Annotated in this window: 15 protein-coding genes, 1 tRNA gene and 3 pseudogenes; 13 read left to right on the plus strand and 6 right to left on the minus strand. The window is 67.7% G+C overall.

Going from position 1 to position 22,072, the window contains the following annotated elements:
* Position 1: 1 nt before the first annotated feature.
* The 3 genes from cas7i (at position 2) to cas3 (ending at position 4,195) form a co-directional block, all read left to right on the plus strand.
* The gene (gene cas7i / locus ACH4U7_RS47530; RefSeq protein ID WP_398533980.1) at positions 2-1,030 is read left to right on the plus strand and encodes a type I-B CRISPR-associated protein Cas7/Cst2/DevR; all 1,029 of its coding nucleotides are present in this window, start codon (positions 2-4) and stop codon (positions 1,028-1,030) included.
* A 101-nt stretch (positions 1,031-1,131) separates the two neighbouring features.
* Positions 1,132-1,818, plus strand: coding sequence for a CRISPR-associated protein Cas5 (gene cas5 / locus ACH4U7_RS47535; protein ID WP_398533981.1), 687 nt, complete (start codon positions 1,132-1,134; stop codon positions 1,816-1,818).
* A complete protein-coding gene (gene cas3, locus ACH4U7_RS47540) occupies positions 1,811-4,195 on the plus strand; it encodes a CRISPR-associated helicase Cas3' (protein WP_398533982.1) in 2,385 nt (794 codons plus the stop codon). The genes cas5 and cas3 overlap by 8 nt, the downstream gene beginning before the upstream one ends.
* A gap of 2,241 nt (positions 4,196-6,436) precedes the next feature.
* Here cas3 and ACH4U7_RS47545 read toward each other — a convergent pair.
* A complete protein-coding gene (locus tag ACH4U7_RS47545) occupies positions 6,437-6,979 on the minus strand; it encodes a class I SAM-dependent DNA methyltransferase (protein WP_398534039.1) in 543 nt (180 codons plus the stop codon).
* Positions 6,980-7,961: 982 nt separating this feature from the next.
* On the opposite strand from ACH4U7_RS47545, the pseudogene ACH4U7_RS47550 reads away from it, so the two are divergent.
* Positions 7,962-8,205 (plus strand): annotated as a pseudogene (locus ACH4U7_RS47550) (integrase); the annotation flags it as partial.
* Positions 8,206-8,312: 107 nt separating this feature from the next.
* Here the strand turns inward: ACH4U7_RS47550 and ACH4U7_RS47555 are convergent.
* On the minus strand, positions 8,313-9,404 hold the full coding sequence (locus ACH4U7_RS47555) for an integrase core domain-containing protein (RefSeq protein WP_398533983.1): 1,092 nt from the start codon (positions 9,402-9,404) through the stop codon (positions 8,313-8,315).
* 188 nt (positions 9,405-9,592) lie between these two features.
* Between ACH4U7_RS47555 and ACH4U7_RS47560 the strand changes: the two genes are divergently transcribed.
* Positions 9,593-10,705 (plus strand): integrase core domain-containing protein, encoded by a 1,113-nt coding sequence (locus ACH4U7_RS47560; protein WP_398533984.1) that lies wholly within the window; start codon positions 9,593-9,595, stop codon positions 10,703-10,705.
* A 23-nt stretch (positions 10,706-10,728) separates the two neighbouring features.
* Here ACH4U7_RS47560 and ACH4U7_RS47565 read toward each other — a convergent pair whose 3' ends face one another.
* Positions 10,729-11,022, minus strand: a complete 294-nt coding sequence (locus ACH4U7_RS47565) for a hypothetical protein (RefSeq protein WP_398533985.1) — start codon at positions 11,020-11,022, stop codon at positions 10,729-10,731.
* 1,191 nt (positions 11,023-12,213) lie between these two features.
* On the opposite strand from ACH4U7_RS47565, the gene ACH4U7_RS47570 reads away from it, so the two are divergent.
* The 7 genes and pseudogenes from ACH4U7_RS47570 to ACH4U7_RS47600 all read left to right on the plus strand — a co-directional run.
* Positions 12,214-12,483 carry a hypothetical protein gene (locus ACH4U7_RS47570; protein WP_398533986.1) on the plus strand — a complete coding sequence of 90 codons (270 nt, stop codon included), beginning with the start codon at positions 12,214-12,216 and terminating at the stop codon, positions 12,481-12,483.
* A complete protein-coding gene (locus tag ACH4U7_RS47575; RefSeq protein WP_398533987.1) occupies positions 12,480-12,833 on the plus strand; it encodes a hypothetical protein in 354 nt (117 codons plus the stop codon). The genes ACH4U7_RS47570 and ACH4U7_RS47575 overlap by 4 nt, the downstream gene beginning before the upstream one ends.
* Positions 12,834-12,903: 70 nt before the next feature.
* Positions 12,904-13,080: pseudogene (locus ACH4U7_RS47580) on the plus strand (IS4 family transposase); the annotation flags it as partial.
* The gene (locus tag ACH4U7_RS47585) at positions 13,014-13,298 is read left to right on the plus strand and encodes a transposase (protein ID WP_398533988.1); all 285 of its coding nucleotides are present in this window, start codon (positions 13,014-13,016) and stop codon (positions 13,296-13,298) included. The pseudogene ACH4U7_RS47580 and the gene ACH4U7_RS47585, both read left to right, overlap by 67 nt.
* Positions 13,299-13,437: 139 nt before the next feature.
* On the plus strand, positions 13,438-13,995 hold the full coding sequence (locus ACH4U7_RS47590) for an IS3 family transposase (protein ID WP_398533989.1): 558 nt from the start codon (positions 13,438-13,440) through the stop codon (positions 13,993-13,995).
* Positions 13,887-14,984 (plus strand): hypothetical protein, encoded by a 1,098-nt coding sequence (locus ACH4U7_RS47595; RefSeq protein ID WP_398534043.1) that lies wholly within the window; start codon positions 13,887-13,889, stop codon positions 14,982-14,984. Before ACH4U7_RS47590 ends, ACH4U7_RS47595 begins: the two co-directional genes overlap by 109 nt.
* A gap of 122 nt (positions 14,985-15,106) precedes the next feature.
* Positions 15,107-15,304, plus strand: a pseudogene (locus tag ACH4U7_RS47600) (integrase); the annotation flags it as partial.
* Between the two features lie 96 nt (positions 15,305-15,400).
* Here ACH4U7_RS47600 and ACH4U7_RS47605 read toward each other — a convergent pair.
* From ACH4U7_RS47605 to ACH4U7_RS47615, 3 genes are all read right to left on the minus strand, one after another.
* Positions 15,401-16,513 carry an integrase core domain-containing protein gene (locus tag ACH4U7_RS47605; protein ID WP_398533990.1) on the minus strand — a complete coding sequence of 371 codons (1,113 nt, stop codon included), beginning with the start codon at positions 16,511-16,513 and terminating at the stop codon, positions 15,401-15,403.
* Between the two features lie 592 nt (positions 16,514-17,105).
* Positions 17,106-17,182 (minus strand) — tRNA-Pro (locus ACH4U7_RS47610).
* A 211-nt stretch (positions 17,183-17,393) separates the two neighbouring features.
* A complete protein-coding gene (locus ACH4U7_RS47615) occupies positions 17,394-18,335 on the minus strand; it encodes an alpha/beta hydrolase (RefSeq protein WP_398533991.1) in 942 nt (313 codons plus the stop codon).
* Between the two features lie 410 nt (positions 18,336-18,745).
* On the opposite strand from ACH4U7_RS47615, the gene ACH4U7_RS47620 reads away from it, so the two are divergent.
* Positions 18,746-21,988 carry an amidohydrolase family protein gene (locus ACH4U7_RS47620; protein ID WP_398533992.1) on the plus strand — a complete coding sequence of 1,081 codons (3,243 nt, stop codon included), beginning with the start codon at positions 18,746-18,748 and terminating at the stop codon, positions 21,986-21,988.
* The last annotated feature ends 84 nt before the right edge of the window (positions 21,989-22,072 follow it).

The following is a 22,072-nucleotide window of genomic DNA, read 5'->3' on the forward strand; positions in this document are numbered from 1 at the left end:
TATGAGCATCTACCTCACCGGCAAGGCCGTCCTCGACATCCAGGCCGGCGCTCCCAACAACGGACGCGGCACCGCCGACCAGGGCAACGTCACCCCCGTCAAGCAGCACCGCACCGGTGGCAAGACCTACCCCTACGGCTCCGCCCAGTGGTGGCGCCGCATGCTCAGGGACAGCCTCCCCGAAACCGAGACCCCCTCGCCCGTCCTCGTCAACGGCAAGGACGCCAAACAGCAGGCATATACCTCCGGCCGTCCCGACCGGTACACCGACGACGACCTCTTCGGGTACATGGCCGCCACCAAGTCCGGCACCCACATGCGGGATACGGTCCTGTCCACAGGCACCTTCGTCTCGATCGCGCCCGAACGGCCCACTCGCGACTTCGGCACCATGAACCGCGGTCTGCCCACCGGCGCCAACCCCATCCTCCACGAGCACGAGTTCTACACCGCCGCCCTGCAAGGGGATCTCCGCCTCGATCTCGCCCGCGTCGGATTCTTCGAGCAGGACGGCGGCGTCCGCAAGGCCGCCCTGTCGGACGAGTCCGTGCAGGAAGCTCTCCAGGCGGGATGCACCGAGACCACCCGCCGGGGAACCTCCGGCCTCCTTCTGCCCCTCCCAGAACGCCGCCGCCGTGTCGCCGTGCTCCTGCGCACCATCGCTGCCATGCACGGTGGCGCGAGCCAGGCCGCGCACTACGGAGACCGCACGCCGGCTTTGATCCTCCTCGCCCCGATCCAGGGCGGCAACCAGCCCTTCACTCGGATCCTGGCACCTGTCGAGGGTGAGATCCGGTTCTTCACCGACACGCTCCGCGAAGAGATCGACGCCTGGTCCGACCTCATCGACGGCACGGTCCACCTGGGGTGGGCTCCGGGCTTCCTCGGTGATCAGCGCGAGGCCGCTCGCGCCGACCTGGACGACCTCATCAAGGATGACCGCCTGGTCATCGACCACCCCCGCGTGGTCCTCCAAGCCCTCGCCACCGCGATCGAGACCGGACAGCACGACGCCTGGTACCAGGACTGAGCCAGTCAACCACTCATGCGCCCGCAAGGGACCAGCACGGGAACCGGCATTCCCCCCGAAGCCTGTTCCGCCAGCCCCAACCCGGCCGTCAGGAGATACCGGTGACCCGTATCGAGGCCCTCGAAGTTACCGTCAGCGCCCCCATCGTCAGCTTCCGCAACCCTCTCTATCAAGGCATCCAAGTCGGCCTGCCCTGCCCGCCGCCCAGCACCGTGGGCGGCATGCTCGCCGCCACAGCCGGCGCCTGGGGCCAGGTCCCTGAGAACACCCGCTTCGCCATGACCTTCACCGCCCAAGGCTCCGGCACCGACCTGGAGACCTACCACCCCGCCGCCACCAAAGCCGCCTACCGCAACGCCACCATTAAGGACCGCGAGTTCCTCACCAACGTCACCCTCACCGTGTGGCTGACCACCGACCTGGAGATGTGGGAGACCGCCATCCGCGTACCCGTCTGGCCCCTGCGCCTGGGCCGGTCTCAGGACCTGGCCACCGCCCGCACCCGCCGCGTGCCCCTCACCCGCGGCGGCACCGGCACTCAAGGCCACTCGCTCATCCCGCACACCACCGCCCCCGACCCGCGCACCATCCACAACGGCGAGCAGTTGCAACTGCCCACCGCCACCACCCTCGACCGCTCCCGCACCACCTGGGACACCTATCGCTACGCCCGCACCGGCACCGACGCCACCCTCACCGCCGACTACACCACCGACGCCGGCCAGGCCCTCATCCTGCTCCCTCCAGTGCACCCCACGCACGCAGCCGCGAAGGACACGCATGCATGACGCCCGGCCCCTGCGCGCGAAGAGCGCCCGCCACGGCGAAACCGAGGGCGAACTGCTCACGACCCATTCCCTGACCACACTCCGGCGAGCCGGCACCATTACGGCACGCATCGGACGCATCCCCGGCCTGCCCCCGCGGTTCCCCCTCTGGTTACGGGCCGCCAGCTTCCTCCACGACACGGGTAAGGCCGCAGAGGGCCTCCAACGCCAGATCGGCAACACCGACGATCCCCCAAAAATATGGGGTGAACGGCACGAAATCCTCTCCCTCGGCTTCCTCCCCACCGTCCTCGCCGCACTCGAGGAGGAAGAGATCCTGTGGATCGCCACCGGAGTCGTCACCCACCACCTGCCTCTCACCGGCGAAAAGGGCCGCCGACACGCACTGCTGCCGATCTACAACCGCGACACCGCAGACGACTTCGCCAAGAAGTTCGGCCCCCTAGACGCGGACACGGTTCAAAACCTCACCGACTGGCTGCACACCACCGCTGTCAACACCGGACTCATCCCCGCCGGGCCATGCCCCACCCTCACCCCCGAAACCCTCGTGAAGGACGCACACACACTCTTCGGTGAACTCCTCGACCAGTGGGAATGGCCACTCCCAGGGCCTGACGCCGAAATCGACGGCATCACCGCTGTCCTCCTGCAAGGCGGAGTCACCATGGCCGACCGCATGGCCTCCGCCCACACACCCGTCCACCAGAACCACCCCCTCACCCCCGCATACCGGAACCGCCTCGAAAACCGCCTCACCGCCCAAGGCCACCGGCTCCGCCCCCACCAGGCCCAGGCAGCACACACCAGCGGACACGTCTTCATCCGCGCCTGGACCGGCTCCGGCAAAACCGAAGCCGCACTCCTGTGGGCCCTACGGAACCTCCACGAGATGACAGCCGCCGGGCAAGGCACACCCCGGATCTTCTATCTCCTGCCCTACCTCGCCGCAATCAACGCCATGGTCCGCCGCCTTGAAGACGACCTCCACGCCCAGGGAGAAATCGGTGTCTCCCACTCACATGCGGCCTCCTACTACCTCAGCCGCGCGCAGGAAGACGAATGCCCCACCGATACCCAGGCCCTGGCCGCCGCCCGCAAGTCACTGGCCCAGGAGAACGCCACCCGCCTCTTCCGCGAACTGATCCGGGTCGGCACCCCCTACCAGCCCCTGCGCGGCACCCTCGCAGGCCCCGCCCACTCCAGCGTCCTCCTCGACACCGCCAACTCCCTGTTCATCCTCGACGAACTCCACGCCTACGACCCACGACGCCTCGGCATGATCCTGGCCATGATGCGCTTCTGGGAACGCCTCGGCGGCCGATTCGCCATCGTCTCCGCCACCCTCCCCGACGCACTCCAAGAAGCCATCCGCACAGCCCTCACACACCAGGCGCACCTGATCGAGCCGCCGCAAGGAACCGCCTTCCCCCGCCGCCACCGCCTCTCCACCCGCCCCCACACCCTCCGCTCACCCGAGGCCATCGCCGAGATGACCAGCCGACTCCAAGCAGGCGAAGCCCTCCTCGTCGTCGCCAACAACCGGCCCACCGCACGCGCCCTCTACCGCGAACTCGGCCCCATCGCCCGCCGCATCCACCGCGACCCGGACGCGGCCATCATGCTCCACTCCCGCTACCGACGCGATCACCGAGCCGACATCGAAGACCGCATCCGCCGCCGCTACAAAAACGGCCACAAGGCCCGCAAAGGCGGCCTCCTCGTCGCCACACAGACCGTCGAGGTCTCCCTCGACGTCGACTTCGACAGCATCCACACCGCCTGCGCCCCCATGGACGCCCTGTGCCAACGCTTCGGCCGCGTCAACCGCAGCGGCGCCCGCCCACCGGCCGACGTCATCGTCCACGCCCCCCAGTACATGCCTCGCCGCGGTGAACCCGGCTTCTTCACCGACGGGGTCTACCCGAAACAGCCCGTCGCCCTGGCCTGGAACATCCTCCAGCGCCACGACGGCAACGTCATCGACGAAGCCATGATCACCACATGGCTCAATGAGATCTACGCCAACACCGACGGCTCATGGGGCGCGAGCTGGCGCACCGAGCTCGAACACTTCAAAGAACGGTTCACCGAAGCCTTCCTGACCTGGACCGAACCCTTCCGCGACCGCTCCGAACTCAAAGACGACTTCGACGCCATGTTCGACGGCAAGGAAGCCATCCTCACAACAGACCGCGACGAATACGCCCGACGCCTGGCCACCGACAACGGCCGACGCCCAGGCCGCCTCCTCGCAGAAGACCTCCTCATCCCCATCGCAGGCAACACCGAGACCACCTGGGACGACAAGCTCAAGGTCCACACCATCAACGCTGAATACGACAAGGAAAACGGCCTCGGCACAGTCCGCCGCTGAACCCGCCGCTAGAATCAGCGCCCATCAGGGCACGCAGCTTGAAACCTTCATACCCTTCATCACCCCGTCACGGGGTCACAACGTACGCGCTTTGCCTTATGCGCGTCGCGCGTCATCAACCTGAATCTCTCTGAGACAAGGCCCCGCGGGTCACGTTGTCGTCATCACCCCTCGTGGGTTGGTGAGACGAGCCCAGCCCGGCCCCGGTCGTCGTGATCAACGCTTTGACCTGCGCAGATGCACTACCGTTGGACCGCTGCAAAACGGCCGCCGAAGTTGCGAATTATTAGCTCACTGACCTGCGGATTTACCGTCGGGTCCTAATCCACCCGAGAGGGTTCGCAACTCGTGGTTGTAGCGGGCGATGACCTCCGGCCAGCCATGTCCTCATCCACCCAAGAGGGTTCGCAACACCGTCCACCGCATCCTGCGTGCCGGGGTGGAGGGGGTCTCATCCACCCGAGAGGGTTCGCAACGACTCCGGCGGCTACGAGTACGCGGGCCGGAGCGCGACGTCCTCATCCATCCGGGAGGGTTCGCAAGATACGCAGGTGTCCGTCGTGGCCGAGTTGGGTGAGGGTCCTCATCCACCCGAAAGCGTTTGCAACATGTGCTGCTGGATCGTTTTGACGAACTCCTGCCGCGGGTCCTCATCCACCGAGAGGGTTCGCAACCCGAGGACTACGGCACCGCCTCGTCGGCTCCGCATAAGTCCTCACCTACCCGCGAGGGTTCACAACGCGGCACGCTGGCTCATGGGGGGACGGCCGGGCTGGGGGTCCTCATCCACCCGAGAGGGTTCGCAACATCTCGACGGGCTTCTTGCGGTAGCGGGCCATGGCGCGTCCTCGTCCACCCGACAGGGTTCGCAACTACACCTTCAGCCCGTCGGAGTTCAGCTCGACCCGGGGTCCTCATCCACCCGAAAGGGTTCGCAACTAGAGGACGTCGCAGTAGCAGCTGGTGCAGCCGCAGAGTCCTCATCCAGGGTTCGCAACACCAGGGCGCCGCCGGGCCCACGCGGGATGCGCCACGAGTCCACATCCACCCGAGAGGGTTCGCAACACACTGAGCTCGACCGCATACGCCAGAGTCGGCGTGTCCTCATCCACCCGAGCGGGTTCGCAACGGACAGTTCTGCGGCGACCGAGTACAGGCCGTCGGGTCCTCATCCACCCGAGAGGGTTCGCAACGCGCGGGTGTGGCGGATGACGATGTCTGCCGTCTCTTGGCCTCATCCACCCGAGAGGGTTCACAACTACCAAGCCCACTGGCTCTGGAGGCTTCGCGGGCGGCGTGTCCTCATCCACCCGAGAGGGGTCGCAACGGGAACGCCCGGCGGTTGGGCATGCCCAGGTCGTTGGCGTTCTCATCCACCCGAGAGGGTTCGCAACAAGTTCTTCTGAGACAGGAGCCGGCCAGCCTTCGCGTCCTCATCCACCCGAGAGAGTTCGCAACTTGTACCGTTCCCCCTTGAATATCCTGCGTGCTGGGGTCCTCATCGATCCGAGTGGGTTCGCAACTCTGCCACGACACCGCGTGCGGCCACATGACCACTCGGCCCTCATCGATCCGATAGGGTTCGCAACTGAATTACCCCCAGGTTGTCTTCCTCGCCGCGGCCGGGTCCTCATCCACCCGAGAGGGTTCGCAACAACCGGGGCTGCCGGGTGTCGGGTGTCGGGTCCGCTCGGTCATGCGCTCTGCTCCAGGCTCTAGCCGAATGGTTCAGACTGAACATTCCTGTCACTGCAAGCCTCGGGAAGAACGCGAGGCAAGGGGAGTCAAGACACAGGCGCTGGAGCGACCTCCCCTCGTACATAAGGAAGTCCCGAGCCTCGGTGTCGAAGCTGGGGCCGATGGCACGCAGAACGGTCTCCGCAGCCCTTCCGAGGCGGTGATGGACGACCGGGCCCCGTCGGCGGGCGCGAAGCGCAGGGCGTCCCGCTTCAGCAGCCGGAGGTCCTCGGGATGCCTCCGCGGCCACGAGGTCAGCGCCTCCTGGCCGCTCATCACCTCGTGGTATTCGAGCAGCGTGCTGAGCTCGACGTACTGGCGGGACCGCCAGGCATCGCACACCCTGCTCGCGGACAGCTCCCTCCCCTCCTCCAGGAGTACCCGACGTCCATGGTCGCCCCGTCCGCTCACCGGGTTCTACGCACCCGAATACTCGGCGGTGTGATCAACCAGTACGGATATGCCGCCTGGCCAGGAACGACAAGTTTCCGAATGTACAGGGCATTAGGGCTTGCTATGCACGGAAACGGCATACTTCCCGTCGGTGTAAGGGTCGCGAGCCCACGTCGCGTACCTGGCTTCAATGGTGAGCCCCACCGCACGGCAGTGCGCGTCGTAGTCGTCCAGGGTGTAACCGCGGTCCAGGGCGAAACCCGCGACGAGACGCCCAGCCGGACGCACATGAGCCGCCGCCCCAGCCACCAGAGCCGGTTCCGTCCCCGGTGGGGTGAACAGAGGGACATTGCCCGCCAGCACCACGACATCGAATGACGACCCCAGGTCGAGGTTGATCAGATCCTGCAAGTACCAGCGGATCTCCGGAGCCAGCCGCCGGGCGGTGGCGAGCATCGACTCGTCGGCGTCCACACCCGCCACGTCGATCCCGTGACGGGCCAGCTCGATGGCCACCCGCCCGGTACCGCAACCCGCATCCAGGACCGTGGTGGGCCGGAAGGACCGGACCAGCGCGGCCTCACCGTGGATATCCCCTCCTCCGGCGGCGATGCGGTCGAACCGCGACTGGTACTCATCACCGTTCCACACCATGCGGCCAGAGTGTTGCACGCGCGCGTGCGCGCGACCATACGGGCAGCGAGCAACTCTGGCCGCTTCCGGAAACCGCCAAAGGAAGCTGTCGTCAGCCTGACTCAGTCCCCATCGACTGCATGCTTGGCACACTATTTTACATTGATCGTCCGCGCACGCACCGAACGCCGCGCTACCGCATTTGTGCGGCGGCCGGTTCCGGCCCCACAGGCGCCGGCGGCTGTCGTGGCGGTGCTGCGGGGCGTGCCGGTAGACGTCGGCGAACTTCATGGGGTCGCCTTGGGCGGCCAGGGAGCGCCGCTGTCCGGCAGAGGCATCGGCCCTCCAGTGGTGATCTTGAGAGTGGCGGGCGTATCTTCACGCCCCATGAGTGAGCAGCCGTACGTGCGAAACGAGTTCAGTGGTAGCGCCAATGGCCCCGTTGTGCAGGCTGGTTCCATTGGAGAGGTGAGCCTGAACGTCCCGTACGACGCCGAACAAGCGGCTTTCCAGGCACGGTTGCGGAAGCGCACGGAACGTGCGTGGGCTGCTGAGGATGCCGAACGCCGACGCCGACAGGCGGTTGCTGCTCAATATGCGAGGTCCCGGCGACGGTTTCTGTATGTTTGCTGGATCGTGCTTACGGTGTCGGTAACAGCGGGCGTCTTGTGGGCCCGGGACGAGAACGGCGTTTGGATGGCCACTCTTCCTGCGTGCGCTGCTGGGATCGGCATCTTGTTCAAGGCGTATGACTAGGCATCTGCGCTGTGCACTGAGGTGAGCAGGTGTCGCCACTCGTGCGCCGCAGAGTGCACGGCGCGGCGGAGGCGTCGACGGAGTGGTCGGCGATCTTGATGGGTTGCGCTGGAACGCCGGGCCCGACGGGCGAACTCCGCCCAGGCGCTGGCGTTGCGGGCACGGATCGTGCTGGCATGTGCGGGCCTTGGTGTCCCTGTCCCGTTCGGAAACTCATCGCTGCTGCTCGGAGGTGGTCTGGCGCGCCATCACGGTCTGCTGGAACCCTGGCCGGGCGATCGTTTCTCTGGTGTACCAGGTGGCTCGGAAACTGCTCGCAGTCCCGGCGTTGCTGCTGCGGCGGGACGCACCCCAAGGAAGCGGAACTGTTGGTACGGCGGCACGAGAACGCGGTGCTGCGCAGGCAACTGTCGGGACCGGTGCGGTACGAGCCAGCAGATCGGCTGTGGTTCGCGGCGCTGTCCTCGCTGATTCCCCGGCGCCGGTGGGCGCCCCCGGCACAGTCCCAGGCCACCGCATAAGACGCTGGCGTGCAGGCGGGTGTGGACGTGACTCTTCTCTCGTAGGTCTGCGGGTGCCGATAAATCATCCGGGCAGTTCACGCCGCGTGCTGGTATGCCTGGAGGGTTCCGCCGAGTCGGTCTCGTCTGTGGACTGCCAGGTGGGCGAGTTGGGCTTGTTGGGTGATGGGCGTGGGTAGCGGGCGGCATGGGGCCGCCTGCTCCAGGGCTCTGTGCGGGCGGTGCTCGTTGTAGAAGGATTCGTACTCGCGCAGGGCGTGGAGGAGGTGGCTCTGGTTCCAGATCAGGGTCCGGTCCAGCAGCTCCCTGCGGCAGGTCTGTATCCAGCGCTCCACGAGCGAGTTCATCCGCGGTATCCGAATGCCGGTGGTGACGACCTTGAGACCGGCATCGGTCATGAGGGCGTCGAAGGCGGCTGTGAACTTCGAGTCGCGGTCGCGGATCAGGAACCGTGCCCTGCTGCCCGCGTCTTCGAGGTCCATGAGGAGGTTGCGTCCGAGCTGCACGATCCAGTCCCCGGTGGGGTGTGCCGTGGCGCCGAGGACCCTGATACGACGGGTGGTGTGCTCGATGACGGCGAAGACGTACAGGCGCGCCCCCGTCAGCGTGCGGACTTCGAAAAGATCGCAGGCGAGAAGAGCCTTGGCCTGGCTGCGGAGGAAGTTGGCCCAGGTGGTGCTCTGCCGTTCGGGTGCGGGTGGGATGCCGTGCTCGCGGAGGATCTCCCAGACGGTGGAGGCGGCGACCTTGATCCCCAGCGCTGCGAGTTCGCCGTGGATCCGGCGATATCCCCACGAGGCATTCTCCCTGGCCAGGCGCAGGACCAGGGCGCGGATCGACCGTAGGGTGCGTGGGCGTCCGCGTCGCCTGGGTATGCAGGTCGCGGCGTGGCGTCGCCTGAGCAGTTCGCGATGCCAGTGCAAGATGGTCTCGGGGCGGACCAGCAGCAGAAGGTGCCGCAGTCTGTCTTTGGGGAGGTGGTGGAGCAGGCCGGCGAGGATGGCACGGTCGCTGTCGGTGAAGCTCGGCTTGCCGACCTGAAGCTGCAGGACAAGCAGTTGGTGCCGGAGTACGAGGATCTCGATGTCCTTGTCTCTGTCGTTCATCGGCAGGAGGCGTAGGAACGCCAGGGCGTTGGTCGTGGCGAGGTAGGCCAGGCGCAGCAGCACGACAGATCATGATGCCGCCCCGGCCCTTTGCGGGTGAAGGCACTTGGGCGAATGTCGAGGAGAACCGAAGATCCGTGATCAGGCTCCCGACCTGCGTGGATGATTTATCGGCACCCGCAGTCTTTATTGCCGTACGGTCGTTGACCTGGGGCTTTGTGATCGTCCACGTATGGGCGTGATCACTGATTGTGGGTCTGCGACTGCTCTACTTGATCTTCTGCCGGCTACTGGGCTGTCTTCTTTTGCTGGGCCGGTCGACCGCCGCGAACAACGCCGAGATCCTCGCGCTTCGTCATGAGGTCGCTGTGCTTCGCCGGCCAGTAGTGCGGCGGCGGCTTTCATGGGCTGATCGTGCCGTGCTCTCCGCTCTCGCCCGGCACCTGCCATCCGTCTTGCGCCGCCATCGCCTGGTTGCCCTGGGGACGCTGCTGGCCTGGCACCGTCGTCTGGTGCGCTGGAACTGGCGTCAGACGGCGGTCGGACCCGGTCGGCCACCGCTGGCAGAAGAGATTGCGGCGCTCATCCAGCGCCTGGCGCGAGAGAACCCGACCTGGGGGTACGTCAGGATCCAAGGTGAGCTGCGACGGCTTGGCCATCGGGTTGCCGCCGCCACGATCCGACGCGTCCTGCGCCGCTCCGGCCTACCACCCGCGCCGCAGCGCGCATCCCAGCAGACCTGGCCTACCTTCCTCCGAACCCAGGCCCACACGCTTCTGGCCTGCGATTCTATGCACGTGGACACCGTCTTCCGGGGGCGCCTCTACGTCTTCTTCGTCATGGAGACTGCCACCCGGCGCGTTCACGTCCTGGGCGTCACCGCCCACCCGACGGGCGCATGGGTCACTCAACTCGCCCGCAATCTGCTCATGGACCTCGGCGACAGGGCTGATTGCTTCCGGTTCCTCATCCGTGACCGGGACAGCAAGTTCACCGCCGCATTCGACGCCGTCCTCGCCGGCAACGGCACAGCCGCCATCCCGACCCCACCGCAAAGCCCACGATCCAACGCGTTCGCCGAACGATGGATACGCACAGCCCGCACCAAATGCACCGACCGAATCCTCATCACCGGCGAACGACACCTTCGCACGGTCCTCACCAGGTACGCCGAGCACTACAACGCCGGACGAGCCCACCGCAGCCTCGGCCTACGAGCACCCGACGACGACCCGCACATCATCCCCCTGCCCGCTGCCGGGGTCAGGCGCCAGCAGATACTCGGCGGACTGCTCAACGAATACCACACCATGCCACCCCGGCTGCCTCATCATCCACAGGAAACGCCCAGCTCAGCGGCCTGATTGGAATATTGACACCCTTCACTTCAGGCATGCTGGCGTCTTGCGAGGTCGCGGTGCCAGCGCAGCACGGTGTCAGGACGTACGAGCAGTCGAAGACGCCGCAGAGCGGGGAACGGCATCCGGTGCAGCAGCGCAGCCAGGAGCGCCCGATCGCTCGGAGTGAACCGTAGTCGGGCACCGCCGAGTTGGCGTTCGAGCACCGTGATCTGATGACGGAGAGCCAGGATCTCCGCATCCTTGCCCCGGTCGCTCATCGGCAGCAGACGCAGCAGCGCGAACGCGTTGGTCACGCCCAGGTAGGCCAGTCGCAGCAGCACGGTCGATCATCATGACGCGTGAACCACCGACTACGCGAGAGCGCCTACCCGGGCGGCGAGGCCGACGACCGCCAGCCCCGATACAGGCCTCCGACCAGGGAGGATGACATTCTCGGCAAGCACAGGGCCAACGCGATCGCGTCCCGCTTGAACTCCTCCGAATACCGCTTCGAGTACTGACTACCCACCTGGCACTACTTCCTCTGGAACCTCACGTCCCAGTCTCCAGGTGTCCACGATCAAGGGGAAGCCATGAGGTCTCCCCCATGGCACCAGACAGTGCGAGTGCCAATAAACCCATCCGCGCAAGTCAGATGCTGCGCGTGCTGTCTAGCTCCCTAGCTGCCCAGCATCGGGCATCAACGCTGGGATGTCTGCTCCGGCGACACCACACCCCCGGCACGCCCCTGCCTCGCATGGCACACTTTTCTTACCATGGGGTCCCAGCGGACTGTCTCGCTACGTCGCCACAGAGCCGGATACGGCGCTCACGCCCTGGGAGTGCCCCATCTGCCGGCGGACGACAAGGGGCTTTGCCCTGCCTTGACGCGGGGCGCACCCCGGCAGCCAGGAACCCCACGCGCGAACTGCCTGCGAAAACCGGCCCGGAGAGATCAGCAGCAGTCCACCCTCCCCCTGTCGCATGGGGAGCACGAGATCGTGCTCCCACCGCGAAAGGTGCTCGAGAGCCGACAAGGGGTTCTTATGCCTCTCGATGCAGAGAGCATCCGAATCGATCGGGTGACCCCGTGGGCCTGCGGTTGACGACGGCGCACAGGGGCGCGGTACGGCGCGGTAGGTCTACCGGATCGGGTGACGGACGAATCGGGCACCGTTGACACGTCTGCGAGTTGGGAGCACGAGGGCTCCCAGAGGGCTCCCACTTGCTCCCAGCCCGGACATGGTTAAGGCCGCCCCCGCTACCCGCGGAAACGGCCTCCGACCTGCGATGATGCTGGTCGGGACGACAGGATTTGAACCTGCGACCCCTTGACCCCCAGCTCAGTGACTACCCTCCGCGACGATCTGTAGCGCACGGTAGCGGCAGGTCTCGGAGCCGTACAGCGCCGTACAGAGGAAGAGAACGCCGCTCCCAGCGGGGGGCTCCCGAGCACGCTCATCCCGCTGCCACACTCCTATATTCTGGCCACTGCCGACCCTGGTACCCGAGATCACGAAGGAGGATGAGCTATGAGGCCAGCCACTGCCACGAAGCTCCGCGCCAATGCCGCGACCATCCACCAGCTCGGGCGTCAGCACGGCTTGCACTCCTTCGCGCTCAGCACCGAACCCGGGGAACTCGTGGCAACCCTGGACGCCGACCGCTCCTACTTCGACATCACCAGCTTCGAAACAGATCTGTCCACCATCCTCGGCGCCCTCGTGGAAGTCGTCCCTCGAGGCCCCGGCGTGGACATCGACGAAACCGAACCTCTGAACGATCTGCGCGGGGCAGCGTGACCACACGCACCGACCGAGAGCGCCAGGAACTGCTACGCCTGACCGACGCAACAGCAGCGCTCGACCAGGCCCGCTCAATCATCCGCAATGGAACACCGAAGCCAGGTGACCAAGGCCTCCTCGCCTTGGCCTATTGCATGCTCACCTTCGGCGAAATGCTGAAACAGGCATCTCACGGCCTTGTCACACAGGCATACAGCGGCCCCATCGCACTGCGAGACAAACTCGCTCACCTACCGCACCGCAAGCTCCACGCTGAAGTGCTCGCCGCCTCCGTCGAACGAGCCACTGCCGAGATCCTCCCCCTGATACAAGCCCGTATCCAGGACCTCAGCAACTCCAGCGACTGAGATCGGATCGGCGGAACGCTCCACCAGTACCAGCACGCCGCCTGAGCTGCGCGGATGATTTATCGGCACCCGCAGGATCGGTCTGGATGATGCGCGAGGACTGCGTGCCGAACTCGGCCGCTGGGTCAACGAGGGCATCCTCCGCAGGATCGCTCGCGGCGTCTACACACTCAACGACGAGTGGATCACGCCCGAGGCCCAGCACGATGCCGCTTCCGCCGTGTTGACAACCACGATCGATCCCTAACTACGCGGCCTTGTAAATATCCGGACGAGCTGCGCGAGCGGGCCGTCCGCGAGGTCCGCACGACCGGCCGCCCCATCGCGCACGTCGCGAAGGACCTCGGCATCCACAAGGAGGCCCTGCGTGGCTGGATGCGCCAGGCCGAGGCCGACGCCGGGGAACGTGACGACCGGCTAACCACCGCCGAGCTGGAGGAACTGAAACAACTCCGCAAAGAGTAACGGAGTTGAGGCGGGCGAACGAGATCCTCAAAGCCGCGAGCGCGTTTTCTGCGGCCGAACTCGACCGTCCCCGGACGAGGCCGACCAGGTGATCGAACACCTTCGGGACAAGGGCCTCGGGGTCGGGTTCACCTGCCGGATGCTGGAACTGTCCGAGTCTGCTTACTACGCCCGCAAGAAGCGGCCGAAGCCGGCCCGCCGGCTGCGCGACGAGCAGCTCATGCCGCTGATCGAGGACATCCACACCGAATCGGGCGGCACCTACGGGGTCCGGCGGATCTCCCGGGCCCTGCGGCGCAAGGGTGTGGCGGTGGCCCGCGGCACGGTGGAGCGGCTGATGCGCGAGCTGGGCCTGGAAGGCGTCATCCGGGGCCAGCGGCGCCGTACCACGGTGCCCGAACCGTCGGCGCTCCGCCCGCCGGGCCCCACAGGCGCCCCCAACCGCCCACGGCGGCGTACGGTGTTTCCGCGTGGCTGGCCTCAACAACTCAGAACTCCTGTTGAAGCGCTGCAAAGGAACACAGCAGCGACTGAAGCGGCCAGCGCGCGGACCTGCCGTTCTCGGACCCAGCGGACACGGTCGGGAAGATGTACGCAAACATGGCTGCCGCCGCCATGGCGCACGCCAGGGACCGGCGCGCGAACACCCATATGGCGACGGCCAGCACCGCACCAACCACGAGTAGACTCCATGTGATCTTCATACTTGCCGTCAAGCCATACTCCGACAGTGAGGGTAGCTCCGTGGAAGATGCAGGTACGACCGCTTCTAGTCATGCCCGCCAGCAGGAGCTGCACTTCCCGCCCATCCGCAACGGGGCCGACTACCTCGTCAGCGTCGTCGACCACCTGACCAAGGACAATGTGGGCCCCCGTGACCTCAAGTACGCGGTGCTCCACCTACAGGCCGGCATCGAAGTCCTTCTCAAAGAGCGTCTGAGCCGGGAGCACTGGACTCTCGTGTTCACTGACCCCGGCCAAGCCACCCTCCGACGTTTTCATGAGGGCGACTTCGAGAGCTGCACAACCAAGCAGGCCGTGCAGCGACTTCGGAGCATCGTCGGCTGCGACATCACTGACGACGAACGCAGCGCCCTGATAGCCCTGGCCGCCGACCGCAACGCGCTGCAACACTACGGTCTGACCCAGAACGCCCACGCCGTGGAAGCTCGTGCCGGTCGTGTGCTGGACTTCCTGTATCGCTTCATCCACACGGAGTTGATCAACCCGACGATCGGCACGCCAGACGAGAGTCTGTCCTACGAGCTGAACCTCGTAGTGAAGGGTGTGCGTTCCATCGATGCATTCGTGAAACAGCGCATGCGACGCCTACGCGGTGACCTCAAGGGCCACGAGCCCCGCACCATCGACTGCCCGTCGTGCGGCCAGAACGCGCTGGTCCTCACCGCCGCGCAACCGAACCATCGCTGCTTCTTCTGCGAGCGGGTCTTCCGCCGCGCCGAGGTCATGCGGTTCATCCTGACACGCCGGGAGCAAGGGCTCCGGCGAGAATGCCCGAGGTGTCAGAACCACGCCCTCATCGACAGCCTGCGCGTAGCGAGCGAGGAGGCTCTGGCATCGGTCTGCTTCACCTGCAACTGCGTCATCCCCGAAGCCGCCCATGACGCACTCGCCGGCGACCAGGCCCCCGCCGGCGCTGAGCGTCAGTCCTTCTCGGCCCAGTAGTTGGGCCAATTTCTGTCCAGGCCACGTGGGCCCGGGGACTTTCCCGCGCGTGTGGGGCTCGGATATTCATCGCTGCTGGTCAAAACGCCACGGCCTTCGCCTAGCACTGCGATCCTGGTTGGATGGTCGTGTCGCTTCTCTACCGGATGACTCGACGTCTTCTCTCCGTCCCAGCAGTGCTCCTACAGCGAGACACCTCGAAGGAAGCTGAGCTTCTCGTCCTGCGGCACGAAAACGCTGTGCTACGACGCCAGTTGCAGGGGCGGGTACGGTACGAGCCGGCGGACCGTCTCTGGTTCGCAGCCCTGTCCTCGCTGATCCTGTGGGGCTCGGAAAGTCGTCGCTGCAGGTGACGTCAGGTATTCGGCCTCGGCTGAGAGCATGTCCGCGTGACCTGAAGGGTGTCAATATTCCATTTAGGCTGCTGAGCTGGGCCTTTCCTGTGGATGGTGAGGCAGCCGGGGTGACGTGGTGTGGTACTCGTTGAGCAGTCCGCCAAGTACCTGGCGGCGCCTGACCGCGGCAGCGGGCAGGGGGATGACGTTCGGGTCGTCGTCGGGTGCTCGTAGGCCAAGGCTTCGGTGGGCCCGTCCCGTGTTGTAGTGCTCGGCGTACAGGTTGAGGACCGTATGCAGGTGTCGTTCACCGGTGATGAGGAGGTGGTCGGTGCATTCGGCGCGGGCTGTACGTATCCATCGTTCGGCGAACGCGTTTGACTGGGGGCTTTGCGGCGGAGTCGGGATGACGGCTGTGCCGTTGCCGGCGAAGACGGCGTCGAACGCAGCGGTGAACTTGCTGTCCCGGTCACGGATGAGGAACCGGAAGCACCCAGCCCTGTCGCCGAGGTCCATGAGCAGATTGCGGGCGAGTTGAGTGACCCATGCGCCGGTCGGGCGGGCGGTGACGCCCAGGACGTGAACGCGCCGGGTGGCAGTCTCCATGACGAAGAAGACGTAGAGGCGTTTGAGGAAGACAGTGTCCACGTGCATGAAATCGCAGGCCAGAAGCGTGTGGGCCTGAGCTCGAAGGAAGGTACGCCAGGTCTGCTGGGATGCTCGCTGCGGTGCGGGCGGTAGACCGGAGCGGCGCAGGACGCGCCGGATCGTGGCGGCGGCAACCCGATGGCCAAGCCGTCGCAGCTCACCTTGGATCCTGACGTACCCCCAGGTCGGGTTCTCTCGCGCCAGGCGCTGGATGAGCGCCGCAATCTCTTCTGCCAGCGGTGGCCGACCGGGTCTGACCGCCGTCTGACGCCACTTCCAGCGCACCAGACGACGGTGCCAGGCCAGCAGCGTCCCCGGGGTAACCAGCCGATGGCGGCGCAAGGCGGATGGCAGGTGCCGGGCGAGAGCGGAGAGCACGGCACGATCAGCCCATGAAAGCCGCGGCCGCTCTACCTGCCGACGCAGCACAGCGACCTCATGCCGAAGCACGAGGATCTCGGCGTTGTTCGCGGCGGTCGATCGGCCCAGCAAAAGGAAGCAGCCCAGCAGCCGACAGAAGACCAGGTACAGCAGTCGCAGACCCACGATCACTGATCATGCCCATACTTGAGTGATCGCAAAGCCCCAGGTCAACCACCATACGGCAATAAAGACACCCTTCACGCCCAGTCGGCCGTCTCGCCATTGCGCCGTAGAGCCGGATACGGCGCTCACGCCCTGGGAGTGCCCCATCTGCACGCGGACGCCAAGGGGCTTTGCCCCGCCTTGACGCAGCAGGCAACTCGCGACCGGGGCACCCGAGCCCCGGCTGCCCGCAGAAACGGGCCGACCGAGGCCGTCAGCCCACACCTTCCCCCCTGTCGCATGGGGAGCACGACACCACGCTCCCACCTCGAAAGGGGGTCGAGAGCCGACAAGGGGTTCTTATGCCTCTCGATGTAGAGAGCATCCAAATCGATCGAGTGACCCCGGGGGCCTGCAGTTGACGACGGCGCACAGGGACTCTGTACGGCGCGGTAGGTCTACCGGATCGGGTGACGGACGAATCGGGTAGCGTTGACACGTCTGCGAGTTGGGAGCATGAGGGCTCCCAGAGGGCTCCCACTTGCTCCCAGCCCGGACATGGTTAAGGCCGCTTCCGCTACCCGCGGAAACGGCCTCCGACCTGCGATGATGCTGGTCGGGACGACAGGATTTGAACCTGCGACCCCTTGACCCCCAGTCAAGTGCGCTACCAAACTGCGCCACGTCCCGGTGCTTGCCCGGCTTCGGCTTTCGCCCTGGCCGGTCGCGCAAGAGAACAATACCGCACTTCAGGGGGTGGTCGCTGCCACCTTTCGGTGGGGGTGCGGCAGGCCGGGGATGAACCTCTCGTTACTTTGGGTTCACAGATGATGGCGGGGTGTGTCCAGGTGTGGCTGCGCCTCCGTTCGGACGGGGTAGGAGGGCGGCTAGGCGCGGGGGCTCAGGTGTGGGCGTTCAGCCAGGTCAGTAGGTCTTGCTGGACCTGGTCGCGGTTGGTTTCGTTGAGGATCTCGTGGCGGGCGTCGGGGTAGCTCTTCCAGCTCAGGTCGTGGGTGCCGAGGTAGCGGAAGTCCTCGAGGAGTTCGTGGACCAGTGTCAATCGCTGGTTGCAGGGGTCCTCGGCGCCCACAGCGATGTGGACGGGCAGCCGGAGCGGGGTGCGGGATTGGTTGTGCGGGTTGTTGATCTTGCGGACGGCACGGACCCAGTCGAGTGAGAGGCCGGCGCTGAAGGGGAAGCCGCATCGCTCGTCCGCCGTGTAGGTGGCCACCTCTGTGGGGTCGCGGGAGAGCCACTCGTAGCCGGTGCCGGGTTCGTAGGGGTCGTTGAAGGAGGCGAAGAGCTCGGTGGTGAAGCTGGACAGGGCGGTGCGGCCGTGCTTGGTGATTTCGGTCTCCAGGCGGGTGATGGCCTCGTCCGGGTCTGTCGCGGGCAGTGAGCGGAAGGTGCCGGAGAGGATCAGGCCGGAGAGGTCGTCGCCGTACTCCTGGGCGCAGTCGCGGGCGAGCATCGAGCCCATGCTGTGGCCCAGCAGGAACAGCGGCGCCCCGGGCAGGGCCTGCCGGGTGCGGTCGCCGACGGTTCGCAGGTCCTTGACGATGGCCCGCCAGCCGTCGCCCTCCTCGCCCACGACGCCGAGGCCGCCCGTGGAGGCGGCGGTCGCGCCGTGGCCGCGGTGGTCCGAGGCGACCACGGCGTAGCCGTGGTCGCACAGGAAGCGGGCGAAGCGGTCGTAGCGCTGGGCGTGTTCCGCCGCGCCGTGGGCGATCTGGACGATCGCGCGTGGGGGGCGTGACTCAGGGAGCCAGGTGTAGGTGGCCAGGCTTACGCCGTCCTGGGTGGGGAGGTGGTTGGTGTGGTGGGTGATGCCGTCCGTCGGCATGCCTTCTCATCTCCTGTGTGAGAGGGGAGGGGGAACTCTCCTGTGTGGGAGGGAGGGGGGAGGGAGGGAGGGAGGGGTCCACCGCGGCCACCCCGTGTTCGCCGAGGCGTGGGACGCCGCGGCCGCCGCGATGGGATCACTCCTTCCCGACGGGGGCACGCCCATCCCTCCGGGTCCCGGCACGTTATTCCTGCCGGGGCACGCTCTTCCCACCCGGCCGGAGGCACGCACTCCCCGCCGAGGCACGCTCTTCCCGCCCGGGCCGGAGGCACACCCCTCCCTGCGTCGTGCCTCCGCGTCTTCCTCGCGACGCAGTGTTGACCCCGGGCCCGAGGCCTATGAAACGATCAAGTGCTGCACGCACCACTGCCCACTCCTGCTCCGCACAACTACGTGTTCCAGGAGGACCGTTGGAGACCGCAGACACTGCCGCCACAGCCGAGCCCGCCCCCTCCCCCGAGCCCGGCCCCGGCGATGCCGCGCCGCCCTCGCTCTCCCGCCGCCGGTTCCTGCAGGCCGCCGCCGGTACCGCTGCCGTGGCCGGGGCGGCGGCCGGGTTGCCGGCGCAAAGCGCCGCCGCCTCGGCGCGGCGGGCCTCGCTCACCTTGTCGTTCACCGGGGCCACCAACGGCGCCGCGACGCTCTCTCCCTCCGGTGACCGGCTGGTCGCCGAGGTCCAGAATGTGCTGTGGTCCCTGCCCCGGAAGGGCGGCGCCGCCACCGCGCTCACCCCGCCCGATCTGGAGCCCACGCGGCCGGTCTTCTCCCCCGACGGGAAGCTGCTGGCGGTCTGTGCGTACCGGGGCGGCGGGTTCCATCTGTGGACGCTGCGACCGGACGGCTCGGATGTGCGTCAGCGAACGGACGGGCCCTGGGACGACCGGGGGCCGGCCTGGTCGCCGGACGGCACCCGGATCGCCTTCGCCTCCGAGCGCGGCGGCGACACGGTGGCGGGCAGCCCGTACCGGGTGTGGGTGCTGGAGGTGGCCACCGGGGAGCTCACCCGGCTGACCGGGGTGCCGGGGCAGGACGGGCCGCTGCAGGACGGCGTCTGGGAGGACTTCGACCCCGCGTGGTCCCCCAACGGCGAGCGGGTGCTGTTCGTACGCGGCCGGCTCGCCGGGGCCATGCTGGACGCCCGTACGGTCGCCTCGGTACGGGCCGACGGGAGCGGGCCGGTGACGGTGGAGCACACCGAGACGGCCTCCGGGGTGCAGGTGCTCGCGCCCTCGGTGTCGCCCGGCGGCACGCTCGCCTATCTGCGGACCACCCCCGCCCCCGAGGCCTCCTGCACGCTGGTCGTCGACGGTACGGCCGTCCCGGTGGAGGGCGATGTACAGCCGGTGCCGCCGCGCTGGACGGGCGGAGGAGAGCTGCTGCTCACCGTGGGCGGGCGGTTCCGGCTGGTGCGACCCGAGGTGCCGGGCGGCGGGGAGGAGATACCGTTCAAGGCCGCCTTGCCGATCGGCCGGCCGCGTTACCGCGTCAAGCAGTACGACTTCGACAGCGGCGGCGGGGCGCGGCCGGTGCGCGGGGTGCATCTGCCCGCGCTGTCCCCCGACGGGCGCAAGGTGGCCTTCGCCGCGCTGAACTCCCTGTGGGTCGCGGACACCACCGGCGGCCGTGTCCCGCGCCGGATCGTACGGGCCTCGCCCACCCGCTATCTGCTGGGCCCGACGTGGACGCCCGACGGGCGGGCGCTGATCTACGCCGACGACCGCGACGGGCTGCTCGCCGTACGCCGCCGGGACCTGGCCTCGGGCGAGGAGACCGAGCTGGCCTCCGGGGGCCGGGTGCATCCGGCGCTGTCCCCCGCAGGCGATCGCCTCGCCTGTATCGACATGTCGGGAAACCTGATCCTGCGCGACCTCGCAGCCGGCACCGAGCGCACGCTGGCCGCGCCGCTCGGCGGCGGTGGGCTGCCCGGCAGACCGAGCTGGTCGCCGGACGGTCGCTTTATCGCCTATTGCGATCGCAACCGGCTGAACCAACGGTTCCGCGAGGGCTACAACCTCATCCGGATCGTGGCTGCGAGCAGCGGCGCGGCCAGGCTGTACGCGCTGGCGCCACACACCTCGCTCTCCGACCGCTACGACTCCGGCCCCGTCTGGTCCCCCGACGGCCGCCATCTGGCCGTGATCGCCGAGTCCGCCTTGTGGCTGCTGCCCGTACGGCCCGACGGCACCCCGGACGGCGAGCCGCGCCGGCTGACCGAGGAGAGCGCCGACCACCCCTCCTGGTCGGGGGATTCGCGCTCCCTCCTGTATCTGTCGGCGGGCAAGCTGCGGCTGCTGGACGTCGACAGCGGCACGGCCCGTACCGTGCGCGTCCCGCTCGACCACCGGCGCCCGAGCCCCGCCGACACCGTCGTCCACGCCGGGAGGTTCTGGGACGGCACCGGCGACGACGGCACTTTGCGCGAGGACGTCGACATCGTGGTGCGCGGCGGGCGCGTCACCGCCGTCGAGGCGCATCGCGCCGGGCGGCCCGCGAAGCGCCGCGTGGACGCCTCCGGCCGCACCGTCGTGCCCGGTCTCTGGGATGCCCATACCCATCCTTGGCAGTACACCTACGGTGCCCGGCAGACCATGCTGCAGCTCGCCTACGGCATCACCACCGCCGTCTCGCTCGGCGGCTTCGCGTACGAGCAGGCGCGGCTGCGCGAGGCCATCGCGGCGGGCGCGCTGGCCGGGCCCCGGCTGCTGGCCACCGGAGAGCTGCTGGACGGGCCGCGCGTCGCGTACAGCATGGGGCGGGCGCACCGCACCCGCGAGGGGCTGCGCCGCTCGCTGGAGCGCGGGGCGGCGCTCGACTGGGACTTCGTCAAGACGTACGTACGCGCGCCCGGCTGGATCATGGAGGAGGCCGCCCGCTTCGCGCACGACCGGCTCGGGGTGCGCGCCGGCAGCCATCTCTGCTCGCCCGGCGTGCAGCTCGGACAGGACCTGACCACCCATCTGCAGGCCACGCAGCGCCTGGAGTACGGGCACGCCACGACGGCGACCGGGCAGTCGTTCCAGGACGTGACGGAGATCTACACCGCGACCGACTTCCGTCTGATAGCCACGCCGTTCACGGCCTCGCCGCTGGTCGGGGCCGACCCGTCGCTGGCCGAGGACGAACGGGTCACCCGGCTCATGCCGCCCTGGGACACCGCCCTGGTGCGGCAGTTGGCCCAGGCCCCGCCCACCGCCGCCCAGCTCGCCACCCTGCGCACCGAGATCGGGGTCTACCGGCGGATCCTCGCCGGCGGCGGGGTGGTCGCCCTGGGCACGGACGCGCCGCTGGTGCCGGTGGGGCTCCATCTGCACATGGGGCTGCGGGCGCTGCACAAGTACGGGCTCTCGGCGGCGGAGGCGCTGCGCACCGCGACCCTGCTGCCCGCGCGGGCGTTCGGCGCGGACCGGGACCTCGGCACCCTGGAGGTGGGGAAGCTGGCGGACCTGACGGTCGTGGACGGCGATCCCTTCACGGACTTCGACTCGCTCGTGCGCACGGTCTCGGTGCTGCGCGGCGGCGTGCCGTACGAGCAGGACGAGCTCGTACGCGCCTTCCCGGAGGGCGGCCGGGCGCGGCACGGGAAGTCGGCGGAGCACTGGCTGGAGGTGGGGCGGCTGCTGCGGCGGGACACCTGCTGCGACGGGGAGGGGTGACGGCGCGCGTTGGTTGTGCGTCGCGCGGTTGTGCGTCGCGCGGTTGTGCGTCGCGCGTTGGGGGCGTGTGAGCGGCCCCTACGG

This window comes from Streptomyces sp. NPDC020845 (assembly GCF_044334165.1).
In the GTDB taxonomy this organism is placed as follows: Bacteria; Actinomycetota; Actinomycetes; order Streptomycetales; family Streptomycetaceae; genus Streptomyces.

Bases quoted from the DNA above. Each gene is read 5' to 3' on its own strand.
- cas7i (WP_398533980.1), top strand. From the start codon at position 2: ATGAGCATCTACCTCACCGGCAAGGCCGTCCTCGACATCCAGGCCGGC.
- cas3 (WP_398533982.1), top strand. From the start codon at position 1,811: ATGCATGACGCCCGGCCCCTGCGCGCGAAGAGCGCCCGCCACGGCGAA.
- ACH4U7_RS47545 (WP_398534039.1), bottom strand. From the start codon at position 6,979: ATGGTGTGGAACGGTGATGAGTACCAGTCGCGGTTCGACCGCATCGCC.
- ACH4U7_RS47570 (WP_398533986.1), top strand. From the start codon at position 12,214: ATGAGGCCAGCCACTGCCACGAAGCTCCGCGCCAATGCCGCGACCATC.
- ACH4U7_RS47590 (WP_398533989.1), top strand. From the start codon at position 13,438: ATGCTGGAACTGTCCGAGTCTGCTTACTACGCCCGCAAGAAGCGGCCG.
- ACH4U7_RS47595 (WP_398534043.1), top strand. From the start codon at position 13,887: ATGTACGCAAACATGGCTGCCGCCGCCATGGCGCACGCCAGGGACCGG.
- ACH4U7_RS47615 (WP_398533991.1), bottom strand. From the start codon at position 18,335: ATGCCGACGGACGGCATCACCCACCACACCAACCACCTCCCCACCCAG.